This is a genomic window from Pseudomonas sp. AC247 (assembly GCF_979258015.1).
Genome location: NZ_OZ409829.1, coordinates 2,405,850 through 2,419,578 on the forward strand (window position 1 = coordinate 2,405,850; position 13,729 = coordinate 2,419,578).

General features: G+C 58.8%; 12 protein-coding genes and 2 pseudogenes. 3 read left to right on the top strand and 11 right to left on the bottom strand.

The annotated features are described in order from the left end of the window. Nucleotides 1–410 precede the first annotated feature (410 nt). The 3 genes from ACZZ0B_RS11170 (at nt 411) to ACZZ0B_RS11180 (ending at nt 2,028) form a co-directional block, all read left to right on the top strand. Nucleotides 411–575 (top strand): PAAR domain-containing protein, encoded by a 165-nt coding sequence (locus ACZZ0B_RS11170; protein ID WP_463545180.1) that lies wholly within the window; start codon nt 411–413, stop codon nt 573–575. Nucleotides 576–878: 303 nt separating this feature from the next. Next, nucleotides 879–1,580: a hypothetical protein gene (locus tag ACZZ0B_RS11175; RefSeq protein ID WP_463545181.1), complete on the top strand. Its 702-nt coding sequence runs from the start codon at nt 879–881 to the stop codon at nt 1,578–1,580. Nucleotides 1,581–1,668: 88 nt separating this feature from the next. Then, on the top strand, nt 1,669–2,028 hold the full coding sequence (locus tag ACZZ0B_RS11180; RefSeq protein ID WP_008082559.1) for a hypothetical protein: 360 nt from the start codon (nt 1,669–1,671) through the stop codon (nt 2,026–2,028). A gap of 89 nt (nt 2,029–2,117) precedes the next feature. Here ACZZ0B_RS11180 and ACZZ0B_RS11185 read toward each other — a convergent pair whose 3' ends face one another. The 11 genes and pseudogenes from ACZZ0B_RS11185 to arnB all read right to left on the bottom strand — a co-directional run bounded on the left by ACZZ0B_RS11185 (nt 2,118) and on the right by arnB (nt 13,517). Next, nucleotides 2,118–2,804, bottom strand: coding sequence for an HPP family protein (locus tag ACZZ0B_RS11185; protein WP_008082558.1), 687 nt, complete (start codon nt 2,802–2,804; stop codon nt 2,118–2,120). 156 nt (nt 2,805–2,960) lie between these two features. After that, nucleotides 2,961–4,139: an MFS transporter gene (locus tag ACZZ0B_RS11190; protein ID WP_463545182.1), complete on the bottom strand. Its 1,179-nt coding sequence runs from the start codon at nt 4,137–4,139 to the stop codon at nt 2,961–2,963. Between the two features lie 247 nt (nt 4,140–4,386). After that, nucleotides 4,387–4,563: pseudogene (locus tag ACZZ0B_RS11195) on the bottom strand (GNAT family N-acetyltransferase); the annotation flags it as partial. Between the two features lie 115 nt (nt 4,564–4,678). Continuing rightward, nucleotides 4,679–6,093 (bottom strand): annotated as a pseudogene (locus ACZZ0B_RS11200) (UDP-glucose dehydrogenase family protein). Beyond that, nucleotides 6,090–6,494 carry a 4-amino-4-deoxy-L-arabinose-phosphoundecaprenol flippase subunit ArnF gene (gene arnF, locus ACZZ0B_RS11205; RefSeq protein ID WP_463545183.1) on the bottom strand — a complete coding sequence of 135 codons (405 nt, stop codon included), beginning with the start codon at nt 6,492–6,494 and terminating at the stop codon, nt 6,090–6,092. Before arnF ends, ACZZ0B_RS11200 begins: the two are co-directional and overlap by 4 nt. Next, entirely contained in the window at nt 6,491–6,838 is a 348-nt protein-coding gene (gene arnE / locus ACZZ0B_RS11210; RefSeq protein WP_008086033.1) for a 4-amino-4-deoxy-L-arabinose-phosphoundecaprenol flippase subunit ArnE, read from the bottom strand. Before arnE ends, arnF begins: the two co-directional genes overlap by 4 nt. After that, nucleotides 6,835–8,487, bottom strand: coding sequence for a lipid IV(A) 4-amino-4-deoxy-L-arabinosyltransferase (gene arnT, locus ACZZ0B_RS11215; protein WP_463545184.1), 1,653 nt, complete (start codon nt 8,485–8,487; stop codon nt 6,835–6,837). Before arnT ends, arnE begins: the two co-directional genes overlap by 4 nt. Next, a complete protein-coding gene (gene arnD / locus ACZZ0B_RS11220; RefSeq protein ID WP_463545185.1) occupies nt 8,484–9,368 on the bottom strand; it encodes a 4-deoxy-4-formamido-L-arabinose-phosphoundecaprenol deformylase in 885 nt (294 codons plus the stop codon). The genes arnT and arnD overlap by 4 nt, the downstream gene beginning before the upstream one ends. Beyond that, nucleotides 9,368–11,359, bottom strand: a complete 1,992-nt coding sequence (gene arnA, locus ACZZ0B_RS11225; protein ID WP_463545186.1) for a bifunctional UDP-4-amino-4-deoxy-L-arabinose formyltransferase/UDP-glucuronic acid oxidase ArnA — start codon at nt 11,357–11,359, stop codon at nt 9,368–9,370. Before arnA ends, arnD begins: the two co-directional genes overlap by 1 nt. Then, a complete protein-coding gene (gene arnC / locus ACZZ0B_RS11230; RefSeq protein WP_463545187.1) occupies nt 11,356–12,372 on the bottom strand; it encodes an undecaprenyl-phosphate 4-deoxy-4-formamido-L-arabinose transferase in 1,017 nt (338 codons plus the stop codon). Before arnC ends, arnA begins: the two co-directional genes overlap by 4 nt. Further along, on the bottom strand, nt 12,369–13,517 hold the full coding sequence (arnB, locus tag ACZZ0B_RS11235; protein WP_463545188.1) for a UDP-4-amino-4-deoxy-L-arabinose aminotransferase: 1,149 nt from the start codon (nt 13,515–13,517) through the stop codon (nt 12,369–12,371). The genes arnC and arnB overlap by 4 nt, the downstream gene beginning before the upstream one ends. Nucleotides 13,518–13,729 lie beyond the last annotated feature (212 nt).

Sequence of the window (13,729 nt, forward strand, 5' to 3'; positions counted from 1 at the left end):
TCTTTATTCGAGAAGCTCGCGCGCGAGCGTTACCGGATCGTAACAGTGCAAATTTGCCCTGTACAACGGGGATATCTGCAGGGCCTGTCTGCGTTTTTACCTTACCCAAAAATATACGCGGGCTCATGTAGGAGCTGCCGAAGGATGCGATCTTTTGATCTTGTTTTTTCAAGATCAAAAGATCGCGGCTTCGTTGTATTTAACAGCTCTTGCTTCAAATCCGCTTCAGAATCTGTCGGCCGAGCACATCTTTCACGTCGATAGGAAGTGAGCAAAGGTCAGTCAACCGGCGGTGCATGGGAGGAGGCTTCTTATCGTGTAAGCCAGTTCCCGTATAGTTTCATTTGTTCAGGAACCATCGAAGATCAGGTAACATCCGCCAGTTCGTGATGTTAGAAGGAGACTAAACGATGGCAGGAAAGCCAGTCGCACGACTAGGAGATCCGGGCAGTCACGGTGGGAATATCACTACCGGATCAAGCCCGATTTTTGTTAACTCAATGCCCGTGGCTTTGGTAGGAGATATCTACTCCTCCGCATGTCTTCGGGTGAGGGAAAGACGTAGCGCACGTTGACTCGCAAACAGCATGTGGCGCGACGATAACGGCTGGTTCCCCCGATACTTTTGTCGGTGAGTTTGGGGGTGGTGCTTCGACCAGTTTTTTCTCGGAATTTCTCAAAGAAAAGACTTTTGTTGAGTTTCAGTTGCTTGACGATAGAGATGAGCCTATCGCCAACGAAGCATATGAACTGACGCTGCCCGATGGAACTGTGATGACCGGTGTTCTTGACGGAAATGGCTTCGTGCATGTGGCAAATATTCCCAGGGGAAGTTGCAGTATAAAATTCCCGAAACTTGAAGATACGGAACATCTTTAATGGTTCAGCCTACCAAGACGTCTGGTACCAAACAGGCAGCAAAATCTTCAGGTGCATCAGGCAAAACCACCAAGACGAATAGATTGGCAGTGTCCGGTGCATTTATGGAAATTCTAATCGGAGGCCCCTATACGTTAAAAGGAGAAGATCATACTTACGGTCACGCTGCTTTGCGCGTTGTCGTGGATAATAAAGACATCACCTACGACTTCGGGCGGTATGGGCTGGTATGGGGGCCTTTCAAAAGTGAAGGAGAGGGTATCTTCAATGTATGGACATCTTTCAATGCGTACATAGCGAACGAAAACCGCTACGGGAGGACTACAACGGGTTTTGTTTATTATCTGGGTAATAAAGAAGCCGAGGCGGTGAATACGTACTTCGATGGCGTCATTGCGAGAAAAAAAGAATTGAGAAAGAAGTTTCCTACTTCGACTCGATATCTTTTGCCCGAGAGTTATCAGCCAACGACGAACAACTGTACAACCATGACCATTGGCGGGGCTAAGGTTTCAGGAAAGGCAATCATACAAAACCCCGAGCAGTATGCAGAGCTGAGGGGGCTTTCTTGGGTGGAAAGACAAGCGACGCACACTCAAAGCTCTCCTCGGGATGGAATATTCATGCCGGCAGATTTTCAGGCCATGCTCGAAGGCAACACTGAGGCACGCTATGATAAGAAAAATATTTACAAAAAGTAGGTTGTCACTATTTTTGATCGCAGTGACATTGATCAATGTTGGCGCACTATTTTTTGTTGTTTCTACTGGTTTGATAAGGAGTCGAAGCATGGATATGGTTAAGACAAGAGAGCCTTTGATGATTGCCGGGCGCGGCGATGATGAAAATTATTACGTGCTGCCTCGAGGTACCACACTTTATTATGATCAAAGCTATCCCGAGGGATTCAGTCGTTATATGGTTTACTTTAATCATCAGGGCGTTATTGCTGGTGATGAGGTGCCTATGAAGCCTGAGTATGGCGGCACTTTAATTGATCCTCTCTGGCTGACAAATGTTGATGCGGATACATTGAAGGAGATTTTTAAACGTTTCCCGCTCTCAAAGAAAGATGTCGCTGAAGCAATAAAGGCAAATGAAATCACCAAGGATGATTTGGCCGATATCATCCGGTCTATGCCGGACTAAGCGATTATGTCGGCGCTGCCAAAGAATGCGATTGTGCCTCTTTAAGAAGATCAAAAGATCGCAGCCTGCGGCAGCTCCTACATTAGGGGTCAGGTGAAGGTTGCGGTGATGCTGCGGCGTTTGGCGTGCAGTTCGCTGGCGTGGATCAGTTGTTCGAGGTCTTCGGGGGTGATGTCGATGAACGCTTCCATGTCGGCCAGCGCCAGCTTGAGGTCATCGGCGGTGATTGCCTGGCTGTCGACCGGGGCCAGAACCGGCGCCGGTTCTGCCGGGCGTTTCGGGTAACGAATCCGCGTCAGATTGTTGTAGGCCAAGGCGCTGAGCAACAGGCACGCGGCACCGAGCATCACCGGTTCCATGGCTTTCCAGTCCATGGCGATGGTCGCCGGATCGGCCAACACCAGGGTCAAGGCCAAGGCACCGGCCGGCGGGTGCAGGCAGCGCAACCAGCACATCAGAATCAGCGCCATGCCCGCCGCCAGACAGGCACTACCGAGGGTTCGTCCCAGCACGTGTGCGACCAGCAGCGCGACGACGCCGGCACACAGATAACCGCCAATGATCGACCACGGCTGGGCGAGTGCGCCGGACGACACGGCGAACAGCAACACCGCCGAAGCACCCAACGGGCCGATCAGGTGATAAGCCACTTCATGGCCAAACACCTGAGCGCAAAGCCACACACTAAACAGCGTCCCCAAAGCCATGCCGATAGCGGCGCGGCTCCATTCGGTCGGGCGGGTGTTGATGGCGGCGGGCAACCAGCGAGCGAGCATGTGAATCCGATCCTTGCAGCAAATTCAGGGCAAAAAAAAGGACTTGTCCGGCAATCCGGAAAGCCCTCGAAGTGTTCCAACATTGGGGGAGGAACGCGCACAGTGTGCCGGTCTGGCTCGATGCTGACAAATTCATATAAATGCAGTTTGAATGCATTATTTTTGCACTAAAGCTATGCGGCGGCCACTGACGAAACATAAATAGCCGCCAACTGCCGCCAAGGCACTCAAGGCGTAGAACATCACGGGCGCCGGCGTGTGCATCAGCAGAAACCCGCACATCACCGGGCTCGCCGCACCGCCCAAGGCCGCCAGATTCTGTGCGCCGTAGTAGCTGCCGCGCAGTTCTTCGGGGGCCAGGGTGTCGACAAACAGAAAGTCCGCCGGGTAAATGATCATCTCGCCGAGGGTGAAGATGAACATCGCCACGCACCAGCCGACCAGGCTGTCGGCCAGACTGAAACCGATCAGCCCGACGATGAACAGCGCCGTACCGCCGGCAATCCACTGACGCAGGTGCTCGCGCTTGAGAAAACGGCCGATCTGGTACTGCAGCAAAATCACTGTGATCGCGTTGCAGGCGAGCAGGGCGGCCATGGTGTCCAGCGTCTGTTGCTGGGTGTGGGTGACCAGCAGGTATTGCGACAGGTACAGAGTGAAGCGCCCGTGCACCAATGTGCTCAGCAGGCAACCGAGGGTAAACAGGATCATCGTGCGGTCGTTTTTCAGGATGATCAGGGTCTTGAGAAAACTTTGCGGCTGGCCGACTGCGGTAATCGGATTCGCTTCTTTCGTGGCGCCTAGCAGCAGGAAAATGCTGCCAATGGCGATCGCGCCCGCAACGATGAAGGGCGCTGACGGCTGGATACCGGCAATCACCACGCCGATCATCGGGCCGACGGCATAGCCGATGTTGGTCAGCGTGTAGTTCAGCGAAAACGCCTTGACCCGCTGGCCAACCGGCAGGTTTTCACTGAGGATCGCCTTGGAGCCAATCAGGAACAACGCCGACGCAGTTTCGCTGATGATCAGCACCACGGTGACCAGATACAGGTTCTGCGCGAAGGTCAGCAGCATCAGGCCGATGCCGCTCGACAACATGCTCAGGATCAGCAACTGCCGCTTGTCCAGCCGATCGATGATGTAGCCGCCGTACAGCGACAACAGCGTGGCACTGAATACCGCGATGCCCAGGAGCAGGCCGACGTCTTGCGGGTTGAGGCCGAGTTTGTTGCTGAGGAACAGGGTCAGCAGCGGGCTGATCAGGGCGCGGCTGATAACGACGGTCAGCGAGCTGATCATCAACCGGCGGATGAAGCGCGAGTAGGTGGCCACGAAGAGGTCAATGTCCTTATTTGAAAATGCCTGGCGGGCGTACGCCATGCTCACCGGACAACCATCCCCGGTCAAATACAATCCGGTAGGAGCTGCCGCAGGCTGCGATCTTTTGATTTCGGACGCGGAGCGTCCCCGGCTGCATTCCCACGCGGAGCGTGGGAACGATCAGTCAAAAGATCGCAGCCTGCGGCAGCTCCTACAGGGGAATTGTCGGCAGGAGCAAACCCGCCAGTTCGGGAGTTTCGGCGACCCACACATTTGCCTCCTCGATAGCCCGCAAATGTTGCGCAACATCCGCCACCTCGGCATCCGCCAGCCAAGCCAATTGCGGGTCAAGACGAAACAGTTCCGCAGCCGAACGTTCGATGGCGGGGAGGGCCGCTGCGTCAGCGGGCCGTGCAAGGCGAATGAGCATATTCATGTAGGAGCTGCCGCAGGCTGCGATCTTTTGATTTTGGGACGCGGAGCGTCTCTGGCTGCATTCCCACGCGGAGCGTGGGAACGATCAATCAAAAGATCGCAGCCTTCGGCAGCTCCTACAAGGGGGGCGGCGTACAGAGCGACTGCCTCATCAAGCGACGTCGGACGCGTGCGGCCACTGTTGCAGCGGAATCGGCAATTTGCGCGATTCGCCACGGCCCATCGGGAAGTACTGGATGCCGTTGCGCTCCAGACGCTCGGCGTCGTAGAGGTTACGGCCGTCGAAGATCACCGGAGTGTTGAGGCGCTGTTTGATCAGGTCAAAATCCGGCGCCTTGAACTGCTGCCATTCGGTGCAGATGATCAAGGCGTCAGCGCCGGGCAATACCGATTCCGGGGTGCCCATCAGCATCAGTCTCGATTCGTCAGGGTAAAGGTTCTGGGTCTCCTGCATGGCTTCCGGGTCGAACGCGCGCACGCTGGCGCCAGCCGCCCACAATTCCTCCAGCAGCACGCGGCTCGGTGCGTCGCGCATGTCGTCGGTGTTAGGTTTGAACGCCAAGCCCCACAGGGCAAAAGTCTTGCCGCGCAGTTCGCCTTGGTAGAACGCATTGATGCGCTCAAACAACTTGTGTTTCTGCCGCTGATTGATCGCCTCGACCGCTTGCAGCAAGTCGCTGGAACAGTGCGCTTCTTCGGCACTGTGGATCAGCGCACGCATGTCTTTGGGGAAACACGAACCGCCATAACCGCAGCCTGGATAGATGAAGTGGTAACCGATGCGCGTATCGGCACCGATGCCCTGACGCACCGATTCAATGTCGGCGCCAAGGTGTTCGGCGAGTTCGGCGATCTGGTTGATGAAACTGATCTTGGTCGCCAGCATGCAGTTGGCGGCGTATTTGGTCAGCTCGGCGCTGCGCAGGTCCATGAACATGATGCGGTCATGGTTGCGGTTGAACGGCGAATACAGGTCACGCATCACGTCGCGCACCTCATCGCCTTCGCAACCGATGACGATGCGGTCCGGCCGGCGGCAGTCGGCAACCGCCGAGCCTTCCTTGAGAAACTCCGGGTTGGAGACGATATCGAACTGCAGCAGGCGACCGACCTTGATCAGGGCTTTTTCGATGTGCGTGCGCAAGGTGTCGCCGGTGCCCACCGGCACGGTGGATTTTTCCACCAGAATCAGCGGCTGCTCACGATGGCGAGCAATCGCGTCGCCCACTGAAAGCACGTAACGCAGATCCGCTGAACCGTCCTCACGCGACGGCGTCCCCACCGCAATAAACGCCACCCGACCGTGCTGCACCGCGAGTTTTTCATCGGTGGTGAACAGCAGGCGTTTCGAATCGAGGCCTTCGCGCACCAGGCTGGCCAGCCCCGGTTCGAAGATGCTGACGTGACCCTGGCGCAACAGGTCGACCTTCTTCTGGTCGACGTCCATGCACACGACATCATGGCCGACCTCGGCCAGCACGGCCGCTTGCACCAGACCGACGTAACCGCTGCCAAATACTGTGATTTTCATGGAGCACTCCTGAATGCGGGCGCACGAGCCGGACGAGTGTTGATGGTGATGACCCCGAGCATGACCAGCGCCACGCCCAGTGATTTAGTGAAACTGAAGGATTCGTTGAACAGCGGCAGACTGGCCGCCAGCAGATACACCAGCGCGTAGCTGATGCTCAGCAGCGAATAGGCGCGGCCCAGCGGCAGGTCACGCAGGGTGACGAGCCAGCAGAGCATCGACAGGGCGTAGGCAACAATCGCCGCGATGACCACGGCCAGTGCGCGCAGGTCGAGGCTGTCCAGCGCTAGCCAGTGTTCCGGCACGGGCAGGCGGGTCATGCTCCAGCGCATCGCGAGTTGCGCGGCACTGACCAGCAAAACGCTGCCCAGGGCGAAAGTGATTCCGCGACGCGCGTTCATGATTGCTGCCCCAACAACAACACCACGCCGCCGATCACCAAGGCCACGCCCAACCAATGCTGACGGTCGATGGGCTCGCGGAAGACGAAGCGGGCGATCAGGGTGATCAGCACGAAATTGAGGCTGAGCATCGGGTAGGCGATGCCGACTTCCAGGCGCTGCAATACCAGCAGCCACACCAGCAGACCTGAGCCGAGGGCGAGCAGGGCCAGCCACAACCACGGCGAGCGCAGTTTGGCGGCCCATGTCGACTCAACACCGCGCCAGCTCTCCACGGCGTACTTTTGCGCAACCTGTCCCAGACAGGTCAGCAGGCAAGCGGCCAACAGCAGCAACAGGCTCATGACGCCTCCTTGGGCAGAATCATGATCACCAGGTTGCCCTGCTCATAACGGACGCCGTCCTTTGGCAATCTGTCGATTTCGTCCAGTTCGTCCTGCCCCTTGACGCGCATCACCACGCCGACCGAACCGCTGCGGCGCGCCTCGCGCATCCACTGTTGCACTTGATCGGGATCGACCCATTGTTGAATGCCGTCAGGATAGGCAAGGCCATATTTCAATTCGCCTATCGTGTTGTACAACGCGACTTGCGGCGTTTTCAGACGCCAGGCCAGCGCCGACGCCGCGCCGAGGTCGTTGCTCAGCAGGTGATCGGTCTGCGCCAGTTCGGTGACGTGATGCTTGATGAATTGGTCGGGCATCTTGTTGGCCACCACCGATTTGGGCATCGCGGCCGGCAATACCGCGATCAGCAACAGACTGCCCAGCGCCGGCGCCGCCCAGCACTGCAACGGCAGGAACGCTTGCAGCAGGTTGGCGATGATCCAGCCGATCAGGGCAATGAACACCAGCACCATGCTGTGCAATTCGTGGTCGTACACCGGTTTGGTCAGTTGCAGGTACACCAGCGCAATCAGCGTGACGACACCCAAGAGCAAATTCAGCAAACCATTGATGCTCAGCGCCCGACCTTGCTCCAGACGCAAACGGTCGGCCAGCGCATGACCGAGCAGCAACGCCATCGGCAGCAAGCACGGCAGAATGTAGGTCGGCAATTTGCCGTTGCTCAGGCTGAAAAACAGCAGCGGCATCAGCAGCCACAGCAAGAGAAACACCACCCGGGGCTGGGCGCGCGTTTGCCAGGCTTGCTTGAGCGTGGTCGGGATCAAACCCGCCCACGGCAGACTGAACGCCACCAGCAGCGGCAGATAAAACCACCATGGCGCGTCGTGTTGGGCATCGTCACCGGCAAAGCGGCGAATGTGTTCGTGCCAGAAGAAGAACCGCCAGTAGTCGGGCTCTTGTGCATGCACCGACAGCACCCACGGCAAGCCGACGACGATCGCGATGGCAATCGCCACCGGGCCGTACATCAGCAGTTCACGCCAGCGTTTTTGCCAAAGCATCCACGGCAGAGCGATCAACACCGGTAACAGCCACGCGAGGAAACCCTTGGTCATGAAGCCCATGCCACACGCCAGACCCAGCACTGCCCAGGCAAGCATGCGCTTGCCGCTGGTTTGACTGTCGACGGCAAACCACAGCGCCACCAGGCTCAGGTTGACCCAAAAGGTGAATTGCGGATCGAGGTTGGCATACCCGGCCTGACCGGCAACGATGGTGAAACTCATGTAGAGCAGGGCGCAGGCAAAGCTTTTGCGTGGCTCGTTCCACAAACGCCGGGCGACCAGGTAACACAGCAACACGCTCAACCCGGTGCTCAGCGCCGAAGCGAAGCGCACCCCAAACAGGTTCTGCCCGAACACTTCCTGGCCCAACGCGATCATCCAATAGCCGGCAATCGGCTTCTCGAAGTAGCGCAGGCTCATGAAGTGTGGCGACACCCAGTTGCCACTCAGCAACATGTCCTGACTGATTTGCGCGTAGCGCGTCTCATCAGGAATCCACAAACCATGCGTGCCCAATGGCAGCAGGTAAGCCAGCAGACAGATGCCCAACAGCAGCAATGGCAATGCCCAGCGTTTAGTCATGCGCCTTGCACTCCCAGCCAGCCTTCACGGCCGTCGAGGGCGCCGCGTTGTACGCGACCCACGGGCAAGCTGTTGAAGAACTCGGGCAACAAGTCGCCCAGCGGTGTGAAGTCGATGCCTCGCTGGCGCGCAGCGGCCAGCAGTTGACGAAAATCCTCAGCCAGCAGAATCCCTTCGACTTCGGCATGAATGGTGTAGACGTTGAGCTGTTGCGCACGAAAGTGATCAAGAATGAAACCATTGAAGTCCCGCGCCGCGACGATGGGGCCGACCACTTCGTCGAAGGTCGGCAGATCCACCGGGATCTGCGGCGTGCCCGGCGTGCCGTCCGCCAACAACGGCCGGAACAGCCGCGTGCCACGGCAATCGCTGTTGTAGCGAAAACCGAAGGCTTGCTTGGCCTCGATCACGCGCTCGTCGGCACGCCAACCGGCGGCGGCCGAACAGAGGATTTTTTCACCGAGAATGTCGCTCAAGGTGTCGACGCCCTGACGGATCTGTTCGATCAGTTGCGCGTTACTCCAGCGCCCGGCATTCGCCTGCCAGCCGTGGTGATCCCACGCATGCAGGCCAACCTCATGACCGGCGTCGCGGGCCTGACGCATCAGGTGCCCGAGTTCGCGGCCAATCGGTTTGCCCGGCCACGCCGTGCCGGCCAGCAAAATATCCCAGCCATACAGGCCGGCAGCATTGGAGCGGAGCATTTTCCAGAGGAACTGCGGGCGGATCAGGCGCCACAGATGCCGGCCCATGTTGTCGGGGCCGACACTGAAGAAAAACGTTGCCTTGATCTGCGCCTCGTCGAGCATTTCCAGCAAGCGCGGCACACCGTCACGGGTGCCGCGAAAGGTGTCGACGTCGATGCGTAGACCGGCCTGCATTAGCGCTTGTCCGCCTGTTCGAGCATGGCTTCACGCAAAAAGAAGTCGAGCGTGTTGCCGATGGTCTCGCGCATTTCCACGGTCGGCGTCCAGTCGAGCAGGCGCTTGGCGTTGGCGATGCTTGGCTTGCGGTGTTCGACATCCTGATAACCGGCGCCGTAGAACGCCTTGCTCTCGACGTCGCGGAAACCGGCGAACGGCGGGAAGTTGTCGCGCAGCGGATGCGCTTCAAACTGGCGCAGCAATTCTTCACCCAACTGGCGAATACTCGCTTCGTTGTCCGGGTTGCCGATGTTGATGATCTGGCCGTTGCAGACGTCGCCATCGTTATCGATGATCCGCGCCAGTGCTTCGACGCCGTCGGCAATATCGGTGAAGCAGCGTTTCTGCTCGCCACCGTCAAACAGACGGATTGGCGTGCCTTCGACCAGGTTGAGGATCAACTGGGTGATGGCGCGGGAGCTGCCAATACGGGCCGAATCCAGGCGATCAAGGCGCGGGCCCATCCAGTTGAAAGGGCGGAACAGGGTGAAATTCAAACCCTTGGCGCCGTAGGCCCAGATCACCCGATCCAGCAATTGCTTGGATACCGAATAGATCCAGCGCTGCTTGTTGATCGGGCCGACCACCAGGTTCGAGGTGTCTTCGTCGAAGTGCTTGTCCTTGCACATGCCATAGACTTCCGAGGTCGACGGGAAGATCACGCGCTTGTTGTACTTGACGCAGTAGCGCACCAGTTTCAGGTTTTCCTCAAAGTCGAGTTCGAACACGCGCAGCGGGTTGCGGGTGTATTCGATTGGCGTGGCAATCGCTACCAGTGGCAGCACCACGTCGCACTTCTTGATGTGGTACTCGATCCACTCCGAGTGAATGCTGATATCGCCTTCGACGTAGTGAAAGTGCGGGTGACTGCGCAGACGCTCGATGGCGTCGGAGCCGATGTCCAGGCCATACACTTCGTAGCGGTCGTCACGCAGCAGGCGCTCGGACAAGTGATTGCCGATGAAACCGTTGACGCCGAGGATCAGCACGCGGGTACGCCGTGGCGCACGGCCGGACTCGGCACCGCGCAGCAGCGAACCGTCGACCAGACCGAGTTCGTTGGCCAGTTGCGGGCCGCTGAGGAACAGGCCGTTGTCGTTGCGCTGACCGGAGAGCACCACCAGCGAATCTTCACCGCAGGCGATGCGCAGCGGATCGACGCTGATCACGCGGCCCGGCGCCTGACCGTCGTTGCCTTTGACGACTTCAGCGCTCCAGACGATCAGTTTGTGCTCACCCACGGCGCAGAATGCACCCGGATAAGGTTGGGTCACGGCGCGAACCAGGTTGAACAACTGCTCGGCAGGTTTCGCCCAGAGCAGTTTGCCGTCCGCTGCGCTGCGACGGCCGAAGACTGTGGCCTTCGATTCGTTCTGTGGGGTTTCGCTGATCTTGCCTTGCAGCATCGCGGGCAAGATGTCGCGCAGCAGATCGGTCGCGGCGATGCGCAATTTGCCGTGCAGGCTCAACGCGGTGTCGCTGCGTTCGATGGCCACGCGTTGCTGAGCGACGATGGCGCCGGCATCGGCACGCTTGACCATGCGGTGCAGGGTCACGCCGGTTTCGGTCTCGCCGTTGACCAGCACCCAGTTGGCTGGGGCGCGACCACGGTAGCTCGGCAGCAACGAGCCGTGCAGGTTGAACGCACCTTTTTTCGCGGTGGTCAGCAGCTGTTCGCTCAGCAGGTTGCGGTAGTAGAAGGAGAAAATGTATTCCGGGTCGAGCTTGGCAATGCGCTCGATCCACAGTGGGTGATTGACGTCTTCCGGGGCGTGCACCGGGATGCCTTTTTGCGCGCACAGTTGCGCAACCGAGGCATAGAACGCGGTTTCTTTCGGGTCATCGGCGTGAGTGAACACAGCAGCGATGTCGTAGCCGCTGTCGAGCAGGGCTTGAATGCCGGCGCAGCCAATGTCGTGGTAAGCGAAGACAACAGTTTTTGCACTCATGAGAGAACCTGATCATTGGAGGAGGAGAGACCGTCGACGGTGATGGCGCGCGGCGGCATGGCGGGTTGGCCGCGCAAGACTTTTTCAACGAAAAAACGCGGGCGGGCACGCACGTCGCTGTACATGCGCCCCAGGTATTCGCCGAGCAGGCCCATGCCGATGAACTGGCCACCGGTGAACACGAACAACACGGCGAACAGCACAAACAAGCCATCGCCCGCCCAGCCGGCGCCGAGCGTCAGACGCAGGACAATCAGCACGGCGGCAAACAACAAGCCGAGCCCGGCCATGGTGAAACCGACAATGCTCAGCAAGCGCAACGGCGTGGTGGTCATGCAGGTGATCAGGTCGAACATCAGGTTGATCAAACGCATCGGGCTGTATTTCGAATCGCCGTGTTCACGCTCGGCGTGGGCGACGTCGATTTCCGTGGTGTGGCGGGCAAAGCTGTTGGCCAGGATCGGGATGAAGGTGCTGCGTTCACGGCAGGCGAGCATCGCGTCGATGATCGTGCGGCGGTAAGCGCGCAGCATGCAGCCGTAGTCGCTCATGGCGACGCCGGTGGAGCGCTGCACGGCGAGGTTGATCAGCTTCGAGGGGTAGCGGCGCAATGCCGAGTCCTGACGGTTGCCGCGCACGGTGCCGACCACGTCGTAGCCTTTCTCGGCTTCGGCGACCAGGCGCGGAATTTCCTCCGGCGGGTTCTGCAGGTCGGCGTCGAGGGTGATCACCACGTCGCCTTTGCACTGCTCGAAACCGGCCATGATTGCCGCGTGCTGGCCGTAGTTGCGGTTGAGCATGACCGCCACGAACGGGCTGTCTTCACGGCTCGCGGCTTCTTCCAGCAGGTTGGCGGACTCGTCACGGCTGCCGTCGTCGACGAGGACGATTTCATAATCGTGACGCAGCATCCGGCACGCCGCTTCGGTGCGGCGCAGCAGTTGCGGCAGGCTGTCCTGTTCGTTGTAGACCGGGATGACGATCGACACACAGCGGATCGGATAGGGTTTCACAGGCGTTTGTCCATAAGAGTGGCGATGGCGCCGACCACGCGATCAAGGTCTTGATCGCTCATGTCGGGGAACAACGGAATCGAGCACAGCCGCGCCGAGTTCCATTCGGTATTGGGCAGGTACAGGTGAGGGTCACGCTGGCGATACCAGGTGTGCAGGTGGGTGGCGATGAAATGGATGCCGGTGCCGATGCCTTGGTCCTGCAAGCCTTTCATGAAGGCTTCGCGGTCCATGCCGCAGCGCTCGCTGTCGATGCGCAGGATGAACAGGTGCCAGGCGTGGGTCTGCGCGTAGTCGGGCACGGCCAGCGGCTGCACCGGCAGGCCTTCGAGTTTTTGCCGATAGGCGGCGGCCAGTTCGGTGCGGCGCGCATTGATCGCGTCGAGCCGCTGCAATTGCACCAGGGCGATCGCGGCGTTGATGTCAGCGAGGTTGTATTTGAACCCCGGCTCCATCACTTGCGCCTGCGGCTTGCGGCCACCGGTCAGGCGGTCGTAGGCGTCAACACCCAGACCATGGAACTTGAGCATGCGCACACGACTGGCCAGTGCTGCGTCGTCGCTGACGAACATCGCGCCTTCGGCACACGTCATGTTCTTGATCGCGTGGAAGGAGAAAATCGCCGTGCCTTGCGCACCGACGTGGCGGCCCATGTAGCGGGTGCCGGCGGCGTGTGCGGCGTCTTCGATCACGGCGATCCCGTGTTTTTCAGCCAGGGCGTACAGCGGATCGAGATCAAACGCGGCACCGGCGTAATGCACCGGGATGATCGCTTTGGTGCGCGGCGTGATCGCGGCTTCGATGCGTGCGGCGTCGGTCATCAGCGTGTCGCGGTCGACGTCGACGAACACCGGTTTGGCGCCGAGCAACGAGATCATGTTGGCGGTCGAGACCCAGGTTTGCGACGGCGTAATGACTTCATCACCCGGGCCAATGCCCAGGGCGAGCAGCGTGATATGCATGCCGCCGGTTGCCGAGGAAAGTGCCACCGCATGTTGGCAACCTATATAAGCGGAAAACTGTTCTTCCAATGCCTGGTTCTGGGGGCCGGTAGTAATCCAGCCTGAACGTAATACTTGTTCGACGGCGGCTATTTCTTCTTCACCGATACTCGGACGCGAAAACGGCAGAAACGCTTGACTCATAAGAACCTCGAGGCGACAGCCATCCTTCAGCCAATTGTCTGAAAAACATGTGATTTCAATGGTTTGGGATACCGGCCGGGGAATGCCTGATTGACTTTTAAGTCCGCGGACGGCAGGTTGTAGGCCTTTCGGGGCAACCTGTTGTAACTAAGGTTATGCCCGTTTTTGTCAAAGGAACATGAAAAACCGGTCGGCGATTCGTTTATCTGTTA